Origin of the sequence: Roseococcus sp. (assembly GCF_965227005.1) — a bacterium.
Lineage (GTDB): Bacteria > Pseudomonadota > Alphaproteobacteria > Acetobacterales > Acetobacteraceae > Roseococcus.
Genome location: NZ_CBDDFJ010000036.1, coordinates 476,709 through 497,692, shown reverse-complemented (window position 1 = coordinate 497,692; position 20,984 = coordinate 476,709). Strand labels below are relative to the sequence as shown.

General features: G+C 70.4%; 16 protein-coding genes and 3 pseudogenes. 4 read left to right on the top strand and 15 right to left on the bottom strand.

The genetic code is table 11. The annotated features are described in order from the left end of the window. The 4 genes from ACO057_RS19715 to ACO057_RS19700 form a co-directional block, all read right to left on the bottom strand. The coding region (locus ACO057_RS19715; RefSeq protein ID WP_421994627.1) for an MG2 domain-containing protein at positions 1 to 3,373 on the bottom strand (3,373 nt) is incomplete at its 3' end. A gap of 11 nt (positions 3,374 to 3,384) precedes the next feature. Then, positions 3,385 to 8,475, bottom strand: a complete 5,091-nt coding sequence (locus ACO057_RS19710; protein ID WP_421994625.1) for a hypothetical protein — start codon at positions 8,473 to 8,475, stop codon at positions 3,385 to 3,387. 252 nt (positions 8,476 to 8,727) lie between these two features. Further along, positions 8,728 to 8,928, bottom strand: coding sequence for a hypothetical protein (locus tag ACO057_RS19705; protein WP_421994623.1), 201 nt, complete (start codon positions 8,926 to 8,928; stop codon positions 8,728 to 8,730). A gap of 360 nt (positions 8,929 to 9,288) precedes the next feature. Beyond that, positions 9,289 to 9,528 (bottom strand): hypothetical protein, encoded by a 240-nt coding sequence (locus tag ACO057_RS19700; protein ID WP_421994621.1) that lies wholly within the window; start codon positions 9,526 to 9,528, stop codon positions 9,289 to 9,291. Positions 9,529 to 9,895: 367 nt separating this feature from the next. Between ACO057_RS19700 and ACO057_RS19695 the strand changes: the two genes are divergently transcribed. Further along, complete coding sequence (locus ACO057_RS19695; protein ID WP_421994619.1) at positions 9,896 to 10,150, top strand: aminotransferase class III-fold pyridoxal phosphate-dependent enzyme; 255 nt, start codon at positions 9,896 to 9,898, stop codon at positions 10,148 to 10,150. Beyond that, positions 10,147 to 10,317, top strand: coding sequence for an aminotransferase class III-fold pyridoxal phosphate-dependent enzyme (locus ACO057_RS19690; protein ID WP_421994617.1), 171 nt, complete (start codon positions 10,147 to 10,149; stop codon positions 10,315 to 10,317). Before ACO057_RS19695 ends, ACO057_RS19690 begins: the two co-directional genes overlap by 4 nt. 210 nt (positions 10,318 to 10,527) lie before the next feature. Here ACO057_RS19690 and ACO057_RS19685 read toward each other — a convergent pair. The 4 genes and pseudogenes from ACO057_RS19685 to ACO057_RS19670 form a co-directional block, all read right to left on the bottom strand. Further along, positions 10,528 to 10,593: pseudogene (locus tag ACO057_RS19685) on the bottom strand (XRE family transcriptional regulator); the annotation flags it as partial. A gap of 130 nt (positions 10,594 to 10,723) precedes the next feature. Next, positions 10,724 to 11,689, bottom strand: coding sequence for a Bug family tripartite tricarboxylate transporter substrate binding protein (locus tag ACO057_RS19680; protein WP_421994615.1), 966 nt, complete (start codon positions 11,687 to 11,689; stop codon positions 10,724 to 10,726). A gap of 21 nt (positions 11,690 to 11,710) precedes the next feature. Beyond that, entirely contained in the window at positions 11,711 to 13,186 is a 1,476-nt protein-coding gene (locus ACO057_RS19675; protein WP_421994613.1) for an AMP-binding protein, read from the bottom strand. A 1-nt stretch (position 13,187) separates the two neighbouring features. After that, the gene (locus ACO057_RS19670; RefSeq protein ID WP_421994611.1) at positions 13,188 to 14,051 is read right to left on the bottom strand and encodes an SDR family oxidoreductase; all 864 of its coding nucleotides are present in this window, start codon (positions 14,049 to 14,051) and stop codon (positions 13,188 to 13,190) included. Positions 14,052 to 14,134: 83 nt separating this feature from the next. Between ACO057_RS19670 and ACO057_RS19665 the strand changes: the two genes are divergently transcribed. Beyond that, a complete protein-coding gene (locus ACO057_RS19665) occupies positions 14,135 to 15,058 on the top strand; it encodes a LysR family transcriptional regulator (RefSeq protein ID WP_421994609.1) in 924 nt (307 codons plus the stop codon). A 296-nt stretch (positions 15,059 to 15,354) separates the two neighbouring features. Here the strand turns inward: ACO057_RS19665 and ACO057_RS19660 are convergent, their stop codons facing one another. The 3 genes and pseudogenes from ACO057_RS19660 to ACO057_RS19650 all read right to left on the bottom strand — a co-directional run bounded on the left by ACO057_RS19660 (position 15,355) and on the right by ACO057_RS19650 (position 17,000). Next, complete coding sequence (locus tag ACO057_RS19660) at positions 15,355 to 15,816, bottom strand: VOC family protein (protein WP_421994607.1); 462 nt, start codon at positions 15,814 to 15,816, stop codon at positions 15,355 to 15,357. A 144-nt stretch (positions 15,817 to 15,960) separates the two neighbouring features. Then, a pseudogene (locus ACO057_RS19655) lies at positions 15,961 to 16,188 on the bottom strand (transposase); the annotation flags it as partial. Between the two features lie 179 nt (positions 16,189 to 16,367). After that, a complete protein-coding gene (locus tag ACO057_RS19650) occupies positions 16,368 to 17,000 on the bottom strand; it encodes a recombinase family protein (protein WP_421994605.1) in 633 nt (210 codons plus the stop codon). 81 nt (positions 17,001 to 17,081) lie between these two features. Between ACO057_RS19650 and ACO057_RS19645 the strand changes: the two are divergent. After that, a pseudogene (locus tag ACO057_RS19645) lies at positions 17,082 to 17,843 on the top strand (FAD binding domain-containing protein); the annotation flags it as partial. Here the strand turns inward: ACO057_RS19645 and ACO057_RS19640 are convergent. Genes ACO057_RS19640 through ACO057_RS19625 form a run of 4 tightly spaced genes read right to left on the bottom strand, consistent with a single transcriptional unit; the run spans position 17,768 to position 20,951 of the window. Then, entirely contained in the window at positions 17,768 to 18,490 is a 723-nt protein-coding gene (locus ACO057_RS19640; RefSeq protein WP_421994603.1) for a hypothetical protein, read from the bottom strand. The pseudogene ACO057_RS19645 and the gene ACO057_RS19640 overlap by 76 nt on opposite strands. Next, positions 18,463 to 19,758, bottom strand: coding sequence for a BREX system P-loop protein BrxC (brxC, locus tag ACO057_RS19635; RefSeq protein WP_421994601.1), 1,296 nt, complete (start codon positions 19,756 to 19,758; stop codon positions 18,463 to 18,465). The genes ACO057_RS19640 and brxC overlap by 28 nt, the downstream gene beginning before the upstream one ends. A gap of 4 nt (positions 19,759 to 19,762) precedes the next feature. Then, a complete protein-coding gene (locus tag ACO057_RS19630; protein WP_421994599.1) occupies positions 19,763 to 20,365 on the bottom strand; it encodes a DUF1788 domain-containing protein in 603 nt (200 codons plus the stop codon). 1 nt (position 20,366) lies between these two features. Continuing rightward, on the bottom strand, positions 20,367 to 20,951 hold the full coding sequence (locus tag ACO057_RS19625) for a DUF1819 family protein (protein WP_421994597.1): 585 nt from the start codon (positions 20,949 to 20,951) through the stop codon (positions 20,367 to 20,369). Positions 20,952 to 20,984: the final 33 nt, after the last annotated feature.

Here is a 20,984-nt window from a genome sequence, read left to right as displayed (position 1 = left end):
CGCCCGGCCGGGCCGTGGCCGGTGCCGAGAGCGCCACGTTCACGCGGTGCTGCGCGGGCGTCACGGTCAGCCAGCGCGTGGCGGCCAGGGTAACGGGCCGGCCCTGGTCGAAGGGCGCCGCCGAGGTGGGGCCGGGGCCCGGCAGCCGGCCGCGCATCAGCAGGACATGAACCGCGAGGCGCGGCATCTGCTCGCGCCGGATCGGCACGGCCACGCGGCCGAAACCGTTGGCGATCTCCGTCCAGTCGTAGCGGAAGCGGCCGTCGGGCTGCTCGGTCACGACCAAAGCGCGGGCGGTCTGGAACGGGCTCTGGATCAGCAGCGTCGCCGTCTCGCCCGGCTCATAGGCGTCCTTGTCGGCGGAGAGCGTCACCGTCTCGGCCGGTGGGCGCGACCAGGTGACCGGCGTGCCGCCGGCCATGAACAGGTCCACGCGCACGGCCTGCCGCCGGCCCAGCCGGTCCTCGGCGGCGAGCTCGACGAGATAGACCCCCGCCTCGGCGGCGGCAAAGTTCAGCGCGGCGACCTCGGCGGCGCTGGTCAGGCTGCGCTGTTCCACCACCTCGTCCACCACCTGCGTGGTGTAGCGCGCGGCGCCCTGGCTGAAGTCGCTCGCCTGCAGCACCGAGTTCCAATGGCGGCGGATCAGCGTGGCGGTATAGGCGATGCCAGCCACGGGCCGCCCCTCGGCATCGGCCACCAGCGCCTCGCCCGCGATGGCGCCAGGCTCGGCGATGTAGCGCGGCAGCTTGAGGCCGAGCACGAAGGGCGGCAGCGCCACCACGTTCTGCACGCTGCGGACCTGGAGGTCGTCATCGCCGGTCACCGTGGCCTCGACCACGTAGCGGCGCGGTTGCGCGGTGGGCTCGATGCTGGGGTCGAGGTCCAGGCGCGCGGCGCCGCCGTCATCGGTGCGCGTCTCGCGGTTCAGCACGGGCGAGGAGCGGAACTCGCTCTGGCCGGAATAGCGGCTGTCGGTCGAGAAGCGGAAGCCCTCGCGCCCGGGCGGCGACCAGGGCTCGGGGAATTGCCGCACGCGCCAGGTGACGGGCCGGCCCGCCGCCAGCCCGCCGGCGAAATAGCGCGCCAGCAGCTCGACCGAGAAGGGCGCGTCCAGCGGCACGCGGGCCTGCGCCGATTGCGGCGTGTTGAGCAGCACCTCGAAGGTCGGGAGGCGATAGGCCTCCTTGCGGAAGCGCATCTCGCCGCAGCTCTCGTCGCCCGAGGAGAAGCGAAGGGTGTATTCGCCCGTGGCGTCGGTCGCGTCGTTCCACAGGTGGTGGAAGCCGCCGTTCGCATCGGGCGTGAGGTCGATGTCCCAGCGCTGGTCGCCGGGCCCGTCGATGGAGATCCGCCCCGCCTCGCGCGCGAAGGCCAGATCGCCGCCGGCATAGCGCCGCACGAAGCCCTGGATGTGGACGGGGTCCTCCGGCCGGTAGATCGGCCGCTCGGTGAAGATGTGGCACAGCAGCCGCGGCGTCTCGCGCCGGTCGGCGATGTCCGCCTGCTGCGTCCAGCCGAGCCAGGGTTCGCCGTCCCGCGCCCAGCCGCGCGGGCCGTAGGAGCGCGGATTGCGGTCGGGATCGAGCACCAGCGTGTCGTTGCCCTTCACCACGACGATGCGCCGCAGTTCCCGCCGCAGACGCTGCGGCGTGGTGCCGGGCGGCGCGGTCCAGTCGAAGCTGCCGTCCGCGCGGGTGACGCCGCGCAGCAGCGTGGTGAAGTTTTCCCCGGAAAGGCCCTCGAGCCGGATCTCCGCGCCCTCCACCGGCCGCGCGGTGGCAAGCGAGGTGACAGCGAAGCGGACGCGCTCGGGCTCCTCCACCGTGGTCAGCACCAGGTCGGTCACCTGCACCCGCATCCAGCGCCGCGTCCCTCCGTCGACCGCGCGCAGGCCGAAAAGATAGGTGCCGGGCTGGCGCGGGCCGGCGATGCGCGCCAGCAGCGGCGCCACGTCCAAGCCGAAGCGGGCCTCGGCGCTGCCTCGCCGCAACGGCAGCGTCACCAGTTCCGACACGGCGGGCGAACCCAGCGCGCGCAGCCGGGCGGCCATCGCGCTGCGCTGCAGGCTCCCCGCGCCGGTCCAGGGCGAGGGCGCATTGCCGGCGAGCGGGGGCGCGTTGTCGTCATTGGTCTGCAGGCCAGGGTTCGGGAAGGGCCAGAAGTCGCGGGCCAGCGGGTCGATGGCGTGGATGCGCAGATCGGCCCGGTCGTAGCCATGGCCGCGCAACGGCACCATCTGCGGCCCCTCGCGTTCCACGAGGCCCTGCGGTGCGTCCCAGCCCAAAGCGGGCTGATCCGCCTCGAAGGCGAAACGGGTGGGCGCCGGCGGCACCTCCAGCGCCCGGCCGCGCGTGTCGGTCACCGCGCCGGGCTGGAGCGCGAGGGTATAGGCCGTGTCGGCCTCGAAGCGGGCCGTCACGCGCCAGCGGCGTCCTTCCGCCGTCACCTGCAGGTCATCGACCGGCGGCGTGATCCGCAGCGCCTGGCGGGCGATGAGGATGTCCGGCGCCGCCGCCTCGGCCGAGAAGCGCAGCACCAGGCCGCGCCGCGCGCCCTCGCCTTCCGGCACGCAGCGCATCAGCCCGTCCTCCGTCTCGCGCGAAAGGCCGCGGCCGCAGGACAGGTCGGTCAGGGTGAAGGGCGCCGCGCTGCGCAGGCGCAGCTCGAAGCTCTGCGCGTCGAGGCCGGGCTCGTCCGCCAGCGCCAGGCGCAGCAGCGCGATCCGCCCATCGGGGATCGGACGGTTCAGCACCACGCGATAGCTGGCCGGCGCGTCGCGCCCGGCGCGCTCCACCGGCCGGATGCGGAAATCCCCGGCGGCGAGGCGCTCGGCCGCCGGCGTCGCGGTTCCGGGCAGCGGCCGCAGCTCGATCGTGAGTAGACGTGCCAGAGCGGCAGGGTCCACCGGATCGGGGAAGGTCAGGACGATGGTGTCGAGGCCGGCGATCCCCTCCTCGTCCGGGCCGGGCTGGGTCTGGACCGGGGCGGGCAGCAGCGGGACCAGCCGGGTGGTCCGTCCCTCCACCGTCAGGGACACGCGGCGCAGCGGCTGCCAGGGCTCGGTGGGACGGAACTGCAAGGCGCGGGGGCCGAGCCACAGCCATTCGCCGGGGATCGGCGGCTCCAGGGCGACCAGCCGCTCCGGCGCGTCCTCCGGGCCGCCGGCGGCGGGGCCGCGATCGCGGTCGAAGAGCACCGTCACGGGATCCCAACGGCGGAGGAAACGATCGGGGATCACGGTGGCGCCATCGGCGCGCGCGGCGCGATCCAGCACGGGCACCTGGTTCGCAGGCGTCTGGTTCCCAGGCACCTGGGCCAGGGCCATGGGCACCATCAGGAGCGCGAGAAGACCGAGCAGGGAGCGATGCATCCGGGAGGTCCTCAACGCGGCCCGGCGGCGGGCGTGACGCCGCTCCGGGCCTGATAGTCGCGAAGAATCTCGGCGGGCGGCCCGTCGGGGCGGGGCGCCAGCCCGAGAAGGGCGGGTCGGAGGGCGGTGGCGACGGAATCGGGCGGAATCCGGGCCTCGATCAGATAGGTCCCGGGCGGCAGGTCGCGCAGCTGGGCGACGCCCTCCCCCAACGGCCGGCCGGCCGCATCCAGCAGGCGGATGGCCACGCGATCGGGCATGGCGCGCAGGCCGAGGCCGATCCGGGCCTGCCGCGCCAGGGTGAAGCCGAAGAGCGCGGTGCCGCCGGGCGCCACGATCACCGCTTCGCCCAGGCCTTCGGCGGCCGGGAGGACGGGCGTCGCGGTAAGGGCCAGCGTGCCGGTCAGCGGCCCCTCCTGCGGCGAGAGCAGGCGCAGGGTGGTGGCGCCGGGCAGGTAGCGGTGGAACTCGGCCCCGGCCGCGAAAAGCTCCGGCGGCGCGTCACCGAGCGCCAGCACCACGGGCGCGGTCGTCCGGGCGTGCAGCAGCACCGGCCCGCCCGGCTCGAGGGCGAGGGCCATGGCCTCGCCGCCCAGCGCCACGCGCGACGGCAGCGCCGCGGCCTGCGGGGTGGCCGCCGGGAAGGGCGAGCTCCCCTCGCCTTCCAGCCAGGCGAGCAAGGGGCCGGCCGGATGGGTGAGGACGAGTTGCCCCGGCCCCGTCACGCGCGCGCCGGATTGAACGGCCGTCAGCCCGTCCGCGCCCGTGAACCGGCCTGCCAGCGCGCCGGCCCAGAACAGGCGCTGACCGGGCCGCGCCTCGACCGGGAGGACCAGCGAGCCGGCGGCGCCGGGGAAGCGGCGCAGCGCCCGGCCGGGCGCCAGGGCCAGCGCGCCGGCAAGCGGCGAGAGGCTGAGGCTGAGGCTCACCGGTGCCGGCACGGCGCCCGTGTTCACGAACAACATTTCCTCCCCCTGGGTCGCGGCCAGCCGGCTCACGGCCGCCTCGCCGGCCCAGACCGTGACCGGGGCAGGCCCGCGCCAGCCCAGGATGGCCGCCGTGCCGGGAGCCAGATCCAACCGCGCCTCATGCGGCCCGGCCGGCAGGGTGACGGGTTGCGCGGTGCCGGCCGGCAGGGTCGCATTCAGCCCGCCCCCCTCCATCGCCCGCACTGGCGACAAGGTCGGGTCGACGGCGCGGAGGCTGACGCGCACGGGCGCGCTCCCCTCGCCCCGCAGGCGCAGGGGCTCGCTGCCCGCCAGGGCCAAAGCGGAGCCCGCGCCGACATCCATGCCGCGCCCGGCCTGCATCCAGACCGGGGCGCCGCCGGTCGAGGTGATCCACAGCCGGGGTGCGGCGGCGGCGGGAAGCGTGGCGACCTCGCCCGGCGGCAGGGTCAGCACCAGCGGCGCCTCCGGTCCGGCGGAAACCGGCGAAAGGGCGATCGGTTGGGCGTTTCGCGCCAGGAGCCAAAGCCGTCGGGACTGCGGCAGCACGGTCCCGGACGCGGCCAGGGGCTGGCCCGGCGCGGTGCCGGTGAGAATGCCGGCCCCGGTCGTCATCGCCGTCTCGGCGTCCAGGGCGGCCACAGCGAGATAGGTGCCGGGAAAACCCTCGACGGCCGCGGGGATCGCCGGGCTCGCGGTTTGCGCATCGGGGCGCAGGGCCCGCGCCGTCACGCGGATCGGGGTCGCCTCGCCTTCCTCGGCCCAGGCGGAAAGCCGCCAGCTCGCGCCCGCCTCGGCGGCAACCGCGAGCATCGGCGCCTGCCCGCGCCCGGTGGCGACGACGCGCCAGATGCCGTCGCCGGCGCGCTTCTCGAGGCTGAGCACCATGGCGCGATCCGCGGCGGCGCGTGCCAGCAGCAGCGCCTCGGGCGCGACCTGGGGCAGCAGCAGCCGATGGACGCCGGCCTCCGACAGCAGCGTCTCGCCGGTCAGCGGGAGGCCGCGTTCCGCGAGAGCCTGCGGTAAGGCCAATCGCAGCTCGACGCTGTCCTCCGCCGGGCGCTGGCTCTGCTCCGGGCCGTCCTCCTCCGGCGCTTCCTCTCTCGCAGCGTCGTCCTCGGAATCCGTCGGGATCGCGGCCGGCGCCAGGGGATCGAGGCCGCGCAGCGACAGGCTGTAGCTGCCCGCCGGCAGCGGGCGCGACAAGGCGAGGTTCCAATCGGTCGCACCGCCCTCGTCGCGCGCGATCTCCCGCCCGTCCGCATCGCTGAGCACCGCCCGCAGCTCGGCGCCTCCGAAGGTCGAGAGGCTGACGACCCGGTCCTCGGCAAGGGCGAAGGCAATGGTCGCCGGCAGCGTGATCGCGAGCGGCGCCTCCGGCTGGAGCTCGTCGCTGTCCAGGGACAGCGTGTAGGCCAGCCGGTCGTTGCGGCCGAGGGCGCGCGCCTCGACCTCATAGGCGCCCGCCTCCAGCTTCCCCTCATAGGGCGCGCCGCCGGCGAAGACGCCGAGCCGGGCGCCGTCCCGCCGGCTCAGCGTGGCGGTCATGTCGTCACCAATGGCGAGCCGCACCGTCGCCGGCCCCTCCAACTGGAAATGCCAGCGATCGGGTTCGCGGGCCGCCCCGGCGGCGGGCTCGCGCCATTCCAGGCGGGCCGTCTGCCCGAAGCCCAGCGCGTGCGGCCCATGGCCGGCCAGGGCCGCCGGGGCGGTCAGTTCCGTCAGCCGGGCGATCAGCCGGGATTCGACATCGGCGGGCTCGACCACCAGCCGGTAGGCGCCGGGGCGCAGCTCCTGCTCCAGCACGCCAAGCTCGCCGGCCGGCAGCAGCGGCCAGCCTTCGGCATCCTCGAAGCGACCCCGCACGGTCCGGCCCAGGCTGCGGAGATCGAGGCGGTAGCGCCCCGCCGTGGCGATGGTCAGCGGCAGAGCCAGGCCCTGGCCGGCGGACAAGGCCACGCGCGCGGTGCCGCCGGGCACCAGGGGCGCGGCCTGCAGCAGCGGCGCGGGCCGCGCCACCACCCCGAGCCGCCCCGAGGAGCGCTGGGCCGTGACGGCCAAGCGGTACTCGCCGGCCCGCAGATAGCGCTGGATCAGCATGTTCTGGCCGACGCCGTTCCCCGCCGCGACATCCAGCTCGGGAAGAAGGCTGGTGCCGAGCCGCCCGGCCGTCCGCAGGCGGCCCGTGGTCTCCAACCGGTAGAGGCCGCCCTCGGCGACATGGAGCGCCAGGCTGCGCTGCTCGTCGCGGACGAGATCCAGCCGGTAGGGCGCGCCGGCATTCAGCCGCGGCAGGGCCTCCGGGGCCGCCGGTCGGGGCAGCGGTGCCGGCGGCTCGGGCGCACGCCAGGAGATCACCAGGGTGCGCGCCACCGGCGATGGCGCGATGTGCAACCGGCGCGGCGGGCCTGCCAGGAGGCGAGCCGTCACCGCGCCGCCCTCCAGCGCCACCGCGCGCAGCTCGCCGGTCTCGGGCGTCGCGACCGGCACCTCGAGCCCCTGCCCCGGCAGCAGCGTGACGGTCAGCGGCGCGGCGCCCAGGTCGAGCGGCAGGGGACGGGCGAGCAGCGCCACGCCGTCAGCGACCAGACGCAAGCGCTGCTCGGCCGTGAGCGTCGGTTGGCCCATCAGCAGGACGGGATCGGCCGGCAGCGTGGCCGAAGGCGCCGCCGGAACCAGGCCAGGCGGGCCCAACACGATGTCCAGCACGCCCGAGGCATTCGCGGGCGGCACCAAGTCCAGCAGATACCACCCTGCCTGCAGATCCCAGGTCGTGGCGGCCTGCCCGTCCGCGCGGGGCGTGGGGCGCTCGCCGGCAACGGCCAGCAAGGTGGGGGTGACGGCGACGCCGCTGGTGGCGAGCGTCACCGGACCCGAGGCGGCGACTTCCAGCGCGAGCCGCAACCGTTGGGAGAGATTGAAGCGCCCGCGCCAGGCCTGGCCTGGACCGATGCGGGGGCCGACGCCCTCCAGCAGCGCCGATGTGCGGCCGGCCGTGCGCAGCAGCAGGGCGCTGGGCGGCGCTTCGTCGCCGCCGCGTCCGGGCGCCTCGCCCAGCACCAGGAAGCTGCCGGGGCCCTGCGCCTGGGCACCGCCCTCGCCGAAGGAGCGCAGCGTGAAGGCCTGCCCCTCCTGGCCGGTGACGGTGAGGGTGCGCGGCGCGTCGCCGCGCGGGCTCGTGCGCAGCCAGGCGACGGGCTGGCGGCTGTTGGCGGCGATGGCGGCGCGCAAGGTCCGGCCATCGGTGGTGACGTCCAGCTCAGCCACGGCCGGCTGCGGCAGATCGAGCCGGAACTGCCGGGCCTGACCGGGAACGGCCAGCACCTCGCTGCCGAAGGGGCCGATCCGCCCGGCCAGCCAGCCCTCCGCGAAGCCCGGGCCCGCATCCAGCCGAAGATGGAAGGGCTGCGTCGCATCGCCATCCGCCCAGGCGCGGGCCGGTCCGCCATAGGCGGTGACGAGATAGCTGCCCGGCTCCAGCATGGGCGTGGCGAGGAGGTCCATCAGGGCATGACCAGGCCGGGGCTCGATGCTGGTCGCGAGCGTCGACAGCGGCATCATGTCGCGCCCATCGCGCCAGAGGCGGAGATCGGCCAGAGCGCGGCCGGCCGCCTCGATCCGCACCAGGCGGCGCGCCTCGACGACAATCCAGAAGCTGCGCTGCTCCCCATCGGCCAGCGTAGCACTGACGGTGGCGCCGGAGCGCAGGATCGCCGGGGGGGCCGGCTCGCGGAAAGGCGTGACGTAGAGAGCCGTCTCGCCCGACGCGCCATCCGCGCCGCGGGCCCGGAGCTTGTAGGTGCCGACATCCAGAAGGGCGTCGAGACGACCATCGGCCGCGCCGGGCTCGCCGACCCAATCCATGGGCCCCGCGAGCATGTCCACGAGCTGCAGGGCCGTGCCGGTGGGGCTCTCGGCGCGGAGCGTGAAGCGGCCGGGGTGCGTGACGGTAAGCAGCACGTCGGTGGCGCCGGCACTGGGGAAACGCGCGAGGGAGAGGCTGGCGGCGGCGGCGCTCGCAGCCGGGACGGTGCCGTTCGACGGCGCGGACTGCGCGAGGAGGACGGGCGCGGAGGCCCTCGATTCGACGGCCTGGGCCGTCAGGGGGGCACAAAGGGCCGGCAGGCCCAGAAAAATCAGACGGGCGGTTTTCAAGAGGTCATGCCCTGCCCGAATCCGGCCCCGGTAACCCGGTTCTCCGACGAGCGAAGATCCACGGTGCTGCCAATAACCAGAAATTTCATCATAGGGCAGGGAAAAAGCGCGAGGAATTCCTGCATTTCTGCCATCTGCCGACGCGCTCCCCTGCCGCGATATCTATTCCGCCCATCCTACATGCAGAAGCATGAAGTTAAACGGGTGAGACGTGAGCCATGTGATCGATTCAATCATCCGAACCTGGCGGAGCTATACCGCCGGCGGATCGCCGAGCTCGCGGAGGCGCTGGCCTCCGACGATGCCGCCGATGCGCGTGAGCTGGTTCGCAGCCTGGTCGAGGAGGTCCGCCTGATCCCGGAGGGTGGCGTTCTCCGGATCGAGGTTCGCGGCGAGTTGGGCGCGATCCTCCGTCTGGCGGAGAGGGCCCCAGAACACAGAACGCCCCGACATTTCTGTCGGGGCGTTCTGTGATCGGGTGAAGTGGGATGCGGGGACAGGGTTCGGCTTATGTCGAATACAACTCGGCCGAATCGCCGACCTTCCTAGCTTGGGGTCGAGGTTTCGAATCCCTTGACCCGCTCCAGTTTTTCCCCGAAGAAACTTTCTCTCATCGGTTGGCGTCGCGCTAAGGCGCGGGTTTGCCCGAGGTTCACGAGAAAACCTTGATGGTTCGATGCCGGAACGAGAGGTGATTTCCCTCTCCGGAGCGCAGAGACTCTCTGAACCTTGAGGGTAGCCCGATTTTACCCTCAAGCTTTAGTCGCTGATCTCGTTGATCATTTTTCGCGGCCTACTCATTTTTGTTTGAGGCTAAGATCGCCTAGCGATCGACTGGAAAAACCAGAGTGCATCGCGCGAGTTCCATGCAGCGCCCGCCAACGTTGTCAGGGTGCTTCCATTTTTCAGCACGCCAGGATTTTCATGGCCGACATTGATCATGTCTTTGCCCGCTTTCACGACGATCACGCCGCCCCACACCAGCAGCGAGAGTTGCTGAGCATTCCTCGTCGTGGGCCGTCTAGCGGCAGCCGCTCCGTCGAAGTGGTGCATGTTCGATCATCACCGTCTTCCAGAAGTCAGGAACAGCGTCCGCGCGAATCGGGCGTCCGCGCCGCCACTTGGGCCGAGGGCTTTCCGACCAAACCAGCGCCCAATCTAGCCCCAGTCGAGTTGTCTGCTCCCCGCGAGCCCCAGCAGCCCGCCGTTCACGTCATGCCGATGTGGGAATCGTCACGTGTTGATCCCGAGCCGACGCAGGCCGAACCGAAACGCCGAGGCCGGCCGCGAAAAGTTGTGAACGAGACGGCGTTGGTTGCCCTTCGCTCCTCTGCCCCGCACGCCGAACCGAAGCGTCGTGGCCGCCCGCGCAAAATTCCCAGCGAAGCGTCGCCCATCGCTGCTGATCCATTCGACCCGAATGACGACGGCACGAACTGCCTGCGATGCGGCTGCCGAACGCCTCTTCGCCGAGCAAGGCGACATCGCCGCCATCCTGGTCGAGCCCATGCTGGCCAATGCCGGCTGCCTGGTGCCGGATCCCGGCTATCTGGAAACCCTGCAGCGCCTGGCGCGGCAGCATGGCGCGCTGCTGATCATGGACGAGGTGCTGATGGGCTTCCGGCTCCAGGCCGGACCTCCTCGCAGCTTTGGGGCCTCGATCCGGATCTGGTGACCTTGGGCAAGGCGATCGGCAGCGGCATCGCGGTCGCCGCTGTGGCCGGCCGACCCGAGATCATGCGGGCCTTCGTCGACGGACGCGGCACCCGCGCCGAGACCTACAGCGGCAATCCCGTGGCCTGCGCCGCCGTCACCTCGACGATGGCGCTGCTCGGGGCGTAGCGCTCGGAGAGGAGCAGCATGCGCCGACTGGGATAGTCCATGCCCACCAGCCGATAGGAGACCCGGTCGGCCCGGCCGATCTCGGTCAGTGTCTCGGCCGGGTAGAAGGGGGCGGCGGGGCAGAGTGGAATCCAAGTCCTCGAAGAAGGCGGACAGCGTCGAGCCCAGGGAGGCGAGGATGGCGCCGAGCGTATCGACCGAGGGGCTCATCCGGTCGCGCTCGATGAGCGAGATGGCCGAGTGCGAGATGCCCGACCGAAGCGCCAGCTCCCGCATGCCGAGGCCGCGGCGCTGGCGCAATTCACGCAGTTTGGCACCCATCAGCGGCATGTCGCGCCATTTGCAGACCTCCTTGCCGGTGAGAATACTCTACAATTCCGGGCGGGGCGAAACGGGGCCCGCCCGCTCAGTCGAGAACGATCCCCCGGGCCTGGATGACGCCGGACCAGCGCCGGCGCTCCGCCTCCAGCATGGCGGCGAGACCTGCCTCGTCGCGGGCGGGCTGGATGAGCAGGCCGAGGCTGGCGAAGCGCTCGCGGAAGGCGGGATCGGCCTGCACGGCCGCCAGAGCGCCGCGCAGGCGCGCCTTGATCGGGTCGGGCACCGTGCTGGGCGCCGCGACGCCGAACCAGGTCGTCGCCTCGTATTCGGGGAAGCCCAGCTCGGCGATGGCGGGGACATCGGGCAGCACCGGCACGCGCTGGCGGGTGGTCACGCCCAGCGCCCGCAACCGGCCGGTCTGCACGAAGGGCAGCGAGGTCAGGATCACGTCGAACATCACCTGCACGTCGCCGGCCAGCAGCGAGGTGAGCGCGGGCGCGCTGCCGGGAAAGACAACGTTCTGCAGGTCGATCCCGGCGGAGATGCGGAATAGCTCGGCCGCAAGGTGGATGGGATTGCCGATCCCCACCGTCGCCACGTTCATCTCCCGCTGGCGTGCCAGCGCGACGAATTCCTGGACATTGGCCGCCGACAGCGAGGGCGGCACGACCATCAGCAGCGGCGTTTCGACCATGGAGGCGAGCAGCGTCAGCTCGCGGCCGGCATCATAGGGCAGCCGCCGGTAGAGCATGGGGTTCAGCACCATGCTGGCGCCCGAAGCCATCAGCAGCGTGTAGCCGTCGCCCGCGGCCTGCGCGACGGCCTGGGTGCCGATGATCGTGTTGGCGCCGGCGCGGTTCTCGACGACGACGGTCTGGCCGAGCTCGCGGGACAGGCGCTCGGCGATGGAGCGGCCGAGCTGGTCGGTCACGCCCCCCGGCGCATAGGGCACGACGAGGCGGAGCGTCCGGCTGGGCCAGGTGTCCTGCGCGTGAAGCGCGGGGGCGGCCATCGTGGCGGGGAGGGTGAGCAAAGTGCGGCGGGCGATCATACTTGTTGTTTCCTCCTGTCGTCAGATGCGCCGCTCGCGGCCAGCCCAATAGGGCTCCCGCAGCTTGCGCTTGGCGATCTTTCCATTGGGATCGCGCGGCAGTTCGGCGGTGATCTCGATGCCGCGCGGCACCTTGTAGCCCGCGATCAGGGCGCGCAGCCCTGCGGCGATGTCGTCCGAATTGGGCGCCGCCTCCAAGGCGGGCTGGACGATGGCATGAAGCCGCTCGCCGAATTCCGCGTCGGGGATGCCGAAGACGGCACAGTCCAGCACGCCCGGCAGGCGCAGCAGCGCGTGCTCGATCTCGGCGGGGTAGATGTTCACGCCGCCGGAGATGACCATGTCCGAGGCGCGGTCGCAGAGGAAGAGAAAGCCTTCCGCGTCGAGATAGCCCATATCGCCGAGCGAGATGCAGCCGTCGCGCTCGATGGCGCGGCGTTCCTCCTCGCGGCCGTGATAGGTGAAGTCGGGATAGGCCGGCTGCTGCACGAAGACGCGGCCGATCTCGCCGATCGGCAGCGGCCGGTCCGCCTGGTCCAGGATGCGGAGCTCCGCGCCACCAACGGCCCGGCCGGCGGTGCCCGGGCGGGCCAGGGCATCGGCGCTGGTGGCGACGGTGATCATGCCGCTCTCGGTCGAGGCATAGGTCTCGGTGATGATCGGCCCGAACCAGTCGATCATGGCCCGCTTCACCTCCGGCGCGCAGGGCGCCCCCGTGGAGCAGACGAAGCGCAGCGAGGAGATGTCGTAGCGGCGGCGGACCTCCTCGGGCAGTCGCAGCAGCCGGACGTACATGACCGGCACGAGGTAGACGACCTCGATGCGGTGGCGCTCGATCAGGGCCAGGGTCTGCTCCGCGTCGAAGCGCGGCTCGACGACGAGCAGCTCCCCCGCCGCCAGGGCATTCTGCACGAAGACGCTGGGCGCGCTGTGATAGAGCGGCGCCGAGACCAGGGCCCGGCAGCCGGGCTCCGTGCCGAAGGTGGCGGAGACGACCTCGGCCATGGCCGCGCGCTGGGCCGCCTGGCGCTCCGGCGGCACGGGCAGTCGGCGCACTCCCTTGGGTCGGCCCGTGGTGCCGGAGGTATAGCCCATGTGCGCGCGGGGCTGGACGGGCGGACCGTCATAGGCGGGCTGCGCGGCGAGCCAGGATTCGTACTCTTCGCCGAGGCTGAGCACGGCGATATCAGCTGGCAGCGCCGCACGGAGCGGCTCCAGCATGGCGGGCTCGGCCAGAATGGCCCTGGCGCCGCTGTCGCGGAGGATGAAGGCCGCTTCCTCGACGGTGAAATGCCAGTTGAGCGGGCAATAGAAGGTGCCGCCGACGCGGCTGGCGAGGACCACGTCGGCATAGGCGGCGTCGTTGCGCAGCAGCACCGCCAGCACGTCGCCCTCGCGCAGCCCGAGCCGCCGCAGGCCGCCGGCCAGACGGGCGCCGCGGGTGTCCAGCTCGGCGCCGTCGCGCTCGACGGCGCCGGCGATGATCCGTGCCGTCACCTCAGCCCCGCTGCGCGCGGTCGGAGGCGTCGCGCGCGCGGATCCGCTCGCGGGCGGCCGTCCATTCCTCGTCGCCCCAGTGCAGGTAGTCCGTGAAATAGGCGCCGTTGGCGAGCCAGTCGCCGCCGTCGAGCGCGATGGTCTGGCCGTTGACCCACCCCGTCTGCGGCGCCAGCAGGAAGGCCGCGAGGTCGCCGATCTCGCCCAGCTGGCCCACCCGGCCGAGCGGGTTGCGCTGCGCGGGCTCGCTGTGGCGGTTGTCGCCAGGGCGCAGGCGTGAGCTGGCGCCCTCGGTCGGGATCACGCCGGGCGCGATACCGTTCAGCCGGATGCCGTAGCGACCCCATTCCACGGCGAGCGACTTGGTCATGGCGTCCACGCCGGCCTTGGACATGGCCGAGGGCACCACGAAGGGCGATCCTGTCCAGACCCAGGTGACGACGATGGACAGCACCGCGCCGCCCGTCTTCTCCGCGATCCAGCGCTTCCCGACGGCGGTCGTCACCTGGAAGGTCCCGTGGAAGACGATGTCGGCGATGGCGCGGAAGGCGCGGTGGGAGAGGTCCTCGGTGCGGCTGATGAAGTTGCCGGCGGCGTTGTTGACGAGGCGCGTGTAGGGGCGCCCGGCGTCCCAACTCGCCGCCACGGCGGCCTCGATCGCTTCGGGGTCGCGGATGTCGACCGCGCGCCAGTGGCAGGCGGGGCCCAACTCGGCGGCCGCCTGCTCCAGCACGGGCGCGCGCCGCCCCCAGATCTCGACGGTGGCGCCGAGGGCGAGGAGTCGCTCGGCCATGGCGCGGCCGAGGCCGGTGCCACCGCCGGTGACCAGCACGTGCTGCCCTGCGAAGAGGTCGCTTTGGAACATGGGACGCTTCCTGATTTGTTGCGGCAAGCCTGCATGCGTGCCGTCAGATTGACAATCCATCGTCCTTGCGACATTATGTCGCGATGAGTGCGACAATCATGGACCTCAACCTGATCCGCCTCTTCGCCGATATCGTGGAGGCCCAGGGCTTCGCGCTGACGGCGCGCCGGCTCGGCACCTCCCGTTCGGCGGTGAGCCGCGGCATGCAGCAGCTGGAGCGCTCGCTCGGCACCCAGCTCCTGCGTCGGACCACGCGGCGGCTGGAGCTCACCGCGGCGGGCCAAGTCTTCCACGAGCACGCCCTGGCCATGCTGCGGGAGGCCGAGGCCGCACGCGCCTCCGTCGAGGGGCTGGGCCAGGTCCTGCGCGGCCATCTCCGGGTCAGCGTGCCGACGGGGCTAGGCCGCATGTTGCTGGGCCCCGCTCTGCTGGATTTCGCCAGGGCACATCCGCAGGTGACGTTGCGCGTCGCCTTCAACAACCGGGTTGCCGACCTACTTGGGGCGCAAATCGACATTGCCATCCGCCTGGTCGCCGACCCGCCGGCGGACCATGTGGCGCGGCTGCTGGGCCATGTGCCGTGGCGGCTCTGTGCCGCGCCCGGCTATCTGGAAGGCCGGTCGATCTCGGTGCCCGCCGACCTCTCAACGCTAGACCTGGTCGCGCCGCCGCCCGTCGAGGGCCGTCGCTCCACGGTGACCCTGGCGCGGGGCGCCGAGCCGCCGCGGGCGGTGACGCTGGTGCCGCGGATCGCTTCGGAGGAATTCGGCTTCCTGCTGTCCGCGCTACGGGCCGGCGCGGGCTTCGGCGCCTTGCCGCACTATGTCGTCGCGGACGCGCTGCGCGACGGCCAGCTCGTCGAACTGCTGCCGGGATACGCGCTACGCAACCTGCCGGAACGGATCTTCGCGTTGACGACGCCCAATCGGTACCGCCCGGCGGTGGCGCAGGCTTTGCTGGACTGGGTGGCTGCCGCTCTTGCGCTGCGCCTGGCTCCGGCCACCTAGGTCTCGTTTCTCATCGACGTGTACGGCCGAGACAGTTGACCGCTTGATCGGCTGATAGGCGGGACGCTTACAGATTGCGTTAAGCGCGACGAAGGAAAGACCGCCCCCTCGCGCTCCCCGCCAGGGCCTTATGCCTTGGACCCTTTTACTGATCGAAGATCCAGGAAACTGAGTTTCCCGCCGGGGTGTTTGAGGGCCTGGACCTTCCTTTGCCGACAATATCGATAGCGGGAGCTGAAGCGGCGAGGGCCGAGGCCCGTTCAACCGTTCCGGCGCAGGTTGGTGGAAAGCGGCCCTTAATTGGTGGGATCAGTAGCCGCTATCACCAGAGGCGGCTGCATGAACTCGATCGTCGCGCCGTCAGGACCAACGGCGTAGATCACCTGCGTTCCGGCCCGCGCGCCGCTCGCGATTGGCTGAGGTGTGCCCTGTGCCTTCCAGCCGTAGGCAGCGATCCGCGAGAGGAGCGCGTCGATATCATCGACCACAAAAGCGAGATGCGCGAAGCCCGGGTCGAACGGCTTCGCCGGCGCGCTCGGCCGATCTAAGCCGTGATATTCCAAGAGTTCGATCGTCTGATCCGCTAAGGACACTATCGCCAGGCGCACCCGTGCCCCATGTGCCCCCGTCACTTGGCCGAGAAACTCGCCCCCCATCTCACCCGTCCGCACGAGCCGCGCGCCGAGCCCATCAACCCAGAACCGAAGGCTCTCATCAAGAGACGCAACCGCGAAGCCGACATGGTCGGCGCGTTGCACCTGGATGTTTCCGTGTCCCATCATGCGGGCCGTTCTACCGGCAAACGAGCCGGGCGTCTGCTTCGGGCGGATGCTGTTGAAAAAGTCGGTGTTTGACGGAAACGGACACTGCCGCTGAGCCGGGACGCGCGAATGGGCTGGGCCTCAGGCCATGGCCAAGTTGGGCGTCGGGATCAGCTTGGCGAGCTTGCGGAGGTTCTGGGCAGCAGCTGCGAGGTGGAACTCGTCGCGGGCGCCGCAGGGACCGCGTAGTCGGAGACGGTCGAGGCGCATGATGCGCTTGAGATGGGCGAAGAGCACCTCGACCTTCTTGCGTTCGCGGCGCGAGGCGAGCCACTCCTCCTCCTCGGAGAGGCAGCGGGCCGCCCCTTCTCGCTGTAACGGGGCCGCAATTCCTCACGCAGCCCCGACAGGTCGACGAACCGATCGATCGATCGCAGCAGGTGATCCGCGGGCACATGCCGCTCCAGGCTGAACTCGTAGAACAGCGCTTCCTGCGCCACCGTCCGCTCGCCCATCATCTGGCATCTCCTGCTCCCGGAAATGCTGAATCAGGAGCCCACCGCCAGCGCAAGCCCGACTTTTTCAACAGCATCGGCGCAATGCGGACTCAGCCTCGTGGTCTTAAGGAGCCAGCAGATGATCCTGCTGACGCCTCCAGTCGCCCGAAAAGGGCTCGAGCAGTTCCGAAAGGGCGACCCCGCCTTCATTCCGGCCGCGCAGAATTGCCTCAGCACACGCTGCGCAACGTAATAGCGATACAGCCGCCCGCGCCGCACAGCGTGCGTCGGCGACAGCGCCCGACCGTCGGTTCCAAAGATCAGGCCCTTCAGCAGCGCCGGCGCATGCTGCCGGGGCTGCGTCCGAACCCGCGGGCTCGTCTGCAGAATGGCGTGTGCCTGGTCCCAAAGCTCCCGTGACACGATGCCCGGATGCTCGCCGGGAAACACTTGCCCCTTGTGCGTCACCTCACCCACGTAGGTTCGCAGGTTCAGAAGCTTGTACACGTCGCCCTTGTCGAGGAGACGGCCCGAACGGCTTGTGGTTCCTTCCGCCTGAAGCTGCCTGGCGGTGCCGGTTCCGGACTGCGTCTCCACGAACAGCTCGAAGACCCGGCGGACCCGGGGCGCCTCGTCCTCGTTCGGGACCAGCTTGCGGTCTTTCACGTCGTAACCGAGCGGCACCTTCCCACCCATCCACATACCGCGCGCCCGTGAGGCCGCGAATTTGTCCCGGATGACCGCGTCGAGCCGACGCCGGAGGGCGGGCTGCGGATCGGCGCGCTGGTGCGCAATACCGACCTCGCCTCCGATGAGCGCGTGCGCCGCGACTACGGCGTTCTGTCGCGCGCGCTGCTGGCCGGTGCCTCGGGGCAGCTCCGCAACAAGGCGACGACCGCCGGCAACCTGCTGCAGCGGACGCGCTGCCCCTATTTCTACGACACCAACCAGCCCTGCAACAAACGCCAGCCCGGCAGCGGTTGCTCGGCGATCGAGGGGATCAGCCGGCACAACGCCATCCTCGGCGTGAGCGATTCCTGCATCGCCAACCACCCAAGCGACATGGCTGTCGCCATGCGCGCGCTGGATGCGACGGTGGAGACGGTGAAGCCCGACGGCGCGGCGCGGCAGATCCCCATCGCCGACTTCCACCGCCTGCCCGGCGACACGCCGAATGTGGAAAACAGCCTCGAAGCCGGCGAACTCATCACCGCCGTCACGCTGCCCGCGCCGATCGGCGGCACGCAAATCTACCGTAAGGTACGCGACCGCGCCTCCTATGCCTTCGCCCTCGTCTCGGTGGCGGCCATCGTTCAGCGCGACGGGACCGGACGCGTCGCGCTCGGCGGCGTGGCGCCTAAGCCCTGGCGCGTGGAGGCGGCCGAGGTCGAGCTGCCGCGCGGCGCCCGTGCCGTCGCCTTGCGGCTGCTCGCGGGCTCGCGGACCACCCATCACAACGCGTTCAAGCTACCGCTGGCCGAGCGCACGCTCGCCGCGGTGCTGAGAAGGATGTTGCCGAGGAGGTGACTGTTCTGGAGCGCGCGACCGAGGGCTGCACCTTCGAGCGGCGTCCCATCCGAGCGGCCCTCGATCCGGCCCTTGGCACACAGACTCGCAGCGAGGCACAGGACCGCAGTGGTGGGCCAGCCATAGGGCTTGGAGCCGAAGCGCTCGACCAGGCCCTTGACGCTGACCTTCACCCCATTGCGGGCCTGCGCCTGAACATGGTTGAGCAGCTCCTGCTCGGCTTCGACGAGGCCGCTATCCCCGGCCGCGAACAGGGAGGTATCCGCGGTGGCGGCCTTGGAGATGTCGGCCTCGCTGTAGCTCAGCCCCTGCAGCATGGGCAGGGAGACATAGACCTTGTCGACCAGAACCTGGAAGGCTTTGACGATGCGCTCCTGCACATCCTCGCCAGCGATGTCCAGTTCGCTCGCGCGCACCAACATGGGCGCCGCGGCCATCATGCCGCGGAGGCGCAGCTCGAGGTTCTTGTGGCGCCGGCCGTTTTGCTCACGCTTGTCAGCGATGATGCGCTCCCGGCCGGGCTGCAAGGTGCCGGCATGCGCCTGCCGAATGTAGCGGTCGGTTTTTTTGTAGAGGCTGAGATCCATGAGGAAGCGTGCATCGGCCGGCAGGACGACGATCAGTTCCTCGCGCGATAGACTCTGCATGCGCAACGCCTCACTGAGCTGTGCTTGCCCTCGAAAGCGTTGTGCTGCGAGAGGCTGGTGATCGCCAGCTGGAACAGAGTGTACTGATAGGGGGGGAACGGATAGCTCGCGATGAAGTGGTCGCGATCCCGGAAGTTCTTCAGGCTTTGCGAGCCATCGGCGAAGTCGAACAGCGTCCGCAGGTTATTCTCTTCGCGATCATGCAGATGCCCGAGCTGAACCTTGCCAGCCTCGGTCTTGTCCAGCAGGCGCCGCTGAATGACCTCGGCCACATCAACCGACTTGAGCGACGCGGGCCGGAACCGCGCCATGATCTTTGAGAAATCATTCTCCTGCCGCGCGTTCAGCTCGCCAATGACCGACGCCATGTCCTCCTGCGACGTCACGATCAACCAGGCCTGTCCCCGACAGCGGGTATTGAGCGTCTCGGCGATGGTCTGGAGGTTCGTCATCAGTTTGACGTTGTCGGCGATGTATTGGCCAACCTCGTCAACGAAGAAGTTGAGCCGGTAGCCCCGCGGCTGGCCATCGATCCAGGCCTTCACCATGACCGCGAAATCCTCGATCGAGACGCGCGTGTCCTTGCGGTACTGGCTCAGGATGTCGGCAGCGTCCTCGGGCCGGTCGCCGGTCGCCCGGGCAAAGGCCGCCGCCGTGTTCGCCTTCTCGAGGAGCGCCTGCTCGCGTCCCCGCTCCCACGGCTTGCCAGAGAGATCGGCGAAGGCCGCGCGGAAGGCCTGCAGCTGGCCACGGCTGTCGAGGTCGCGCTCAAACTGCGCGATGTGGGGCTGCTTGCCGTAGTAGCCGCACATCTCGTCGAAGACCTTCTGGAACACCGACAACAGGGCGTCGACGTCACTCCGGCTGATCACCTCGGCCTTCTGGTCGATGTTGAACAAGATGCTGCGCGAGGGAATCGACACCGCCTTCCGCAGCGCCCCGGCCAGCATTGGGTTTGCCACCACCTCCGGCTTGCGCAGAAAGACGTCGAGCGCACTCTCGCCCTCGACCACACGGCTTTCCAGCAGGACGGCGAGCATCTTCAGCAGATGCGACTTCCCCGAGCCGAAGAAGCCAGAGATCCAGACGCCGTTCGCCGTTTCGTAGTTGTTGTAGGCCTCGAGGAACTGCTCGAGGCGCTGCGCGATTTCGCCAGTGATAACGTACTCGTCGAGCTCCAGCTTAAGGCTGGCGTCGTCATCGGCCTTGATCACACCGTCGATGGCGCGATTGATGGGTTTGGCGAAGATGTCGCGCAGCATCGTCATCAGGTCAGGCCTCGTAATTGAACACATCGAAAGCGCGGTAATAACGCTCGGGGGGCACCTTGCCGAAGAGATGCAGCGCAAGCATCCGGCCGAGATGGGCGACATACTCGCCCGGGAAGAACATCAGCAGCGGGCTCTCCTTCACCGTGCTCTGCAGGTTCTCCAGCACTAGGCTCGCGCGCACGAAGGGATAAACCTCGCCGACGCCGGAGAGGAACATGACGTCATGCGGCTGCGCCTCCATCCGCGCGGCGATCCGCGGTACCAGGTGCTGGCGCGGATCCAGCACCCCCTGCAGCAACTCGCGCAGCTCGTCCTTCCCGGTCTCGACTTCAATCTCGAGGACCTCGTCGAGGATGCCGCGCTCTTCGAGCATCTCGATTGTCATGTCGAACAGGTTGATGTCTAGAACTCGGACGTTCCGGTTGGTGACATGGCGCAGGAGCTGGCGGCGCGCGTCTTCCATTTCGGCGACCTGCACGGGGGGATAGGAGCAGATAAAGAACGGCACCTCGTTGCCGAGGCCCTGCCGCGTGAGGAAGCGCGTACTGGTTACGACCCGGCAAAGATGATCGAAGCGCCCCTGCGGGGTCATCATGGCTGTCATGTCAGATCGGTTCCAGCCCTACGCCGGGGAACACGGCCAGATCGGCAGGCGCCGTTCGACGCAGCAAGGCGCGCAAGGAGCCGGACAGGTTTGCGGTGAGGATCCGCTTATCCTCATCGATAACGCTGGCCTCGCGCATCATCCGAAAGAGGATCTGGCGCAGCTTGTGTGCTGTCGCGGGCGCGATCGCAGCGAGTCCGGCATCCCATTCAGCCTTCGCCTCCAAAAGATGGCCGAAAGTTTCCAGCGGCAGGTCGAGCCGGTGGGAGAGATGCCGCTCGCACACGACCTCGCGCGCGTACTCGCGGACGAACCGATAGGCTCGGCAGGTTGCCACCCACAGAAGCGCTGCGTGCTCGTCGCGATCAGCACGCTCCACGAGGAACTGACGCTCCTCTTCATTCAGGCACGACAGCCGGTTGACGATCTCGCGCAGGGTGCGCCGACGTGACGCTGCCTTAGGGAGCGACGTCACCCCCTCGGCGAGGGCACGGCAGATTGTGTCCTCCCACGCCTCGCCCGGTGCATGGAGCCGTGCGACCTCGACGCTCTCGTTGATCAGGAGGCTGCCGGTCGCGAAGGACATCTTGTACGCTTGGCACTTGGCGTTCACCGGCAA

Bases quoted from the DNA above. Each gene is read 5' to 3' on its own strand.
- ACO057_RS19705 (WP_421994623.1), bottom strand. From the start codon at position 8,928: ATGTCGGGGCGTTCTGTGTTCTGGGGCCCTCTCCGCCAGACGGAGGAT.
- ACO057_RS19700 (WP_421994621.1), bottom strand. From the start codon at position 9,528: ATGCACCACTTCGACGGAGCGGCTGCCGCTAGACGGCCCACGACGAGG.
- ACO057_RS19695 (WP_421994619.1), top strand. From the start codon at position 9,896: ATGACGACGGCACGAACTGCCTGCGATGCGGCTGCCGAACGCCTCTTC.
- ACO057_RS19680 (WP_421994615.1), bottom strand. From the start codon at position 11,689: ATGATCGCCCGCCGCACTTTGCTCACCCTCCCCGCCACGATGGCCGCC.
- ACO057_RS19670 (WP_421994611.1), bottom strand. From the start codon at position 14,051: ATGTTCCAAAGCGACCTCTTCGCAGGGCAGCACGTGCTGGTCACCGGC.
- ACO057_RS19665 (WP_421994609.1), top strand. From the start codon at position 14,135: ATGAGTGCGACAATCATGGACCTCAACCTGATCCGCCTCTTCGCCGAT.
- ACO057_RS19640 (WP_421994603.1), bottom strand. From the start codon at position 18,490: ATGCAGAGTCTATCGCGCGAGGAACTGATCGTCGTCCTGCCGGCCGAT.
- brxC (WP_421994601.1), bottom strand. From the start codon at position 19,758: ATGACGATGCTGCGCGACATCTTCGCCAAACCCATCAATCGCGCCATC.
- ACO057_RS19630 (WP_421994599.1), bottom strand. From the start codon at position 20,365: ATGACAGCCATGATGACCCCGCAGGGGCGCTTCGATCATCTTTGCCGG.
- ACO057_RS19625 (WP_421994597.1), bottom strand. From the start codon at position 20,951: ATGTCCTTCGCGACCGGCAGCCTCCTGATCAACGAGAGCGTCGAGGTC.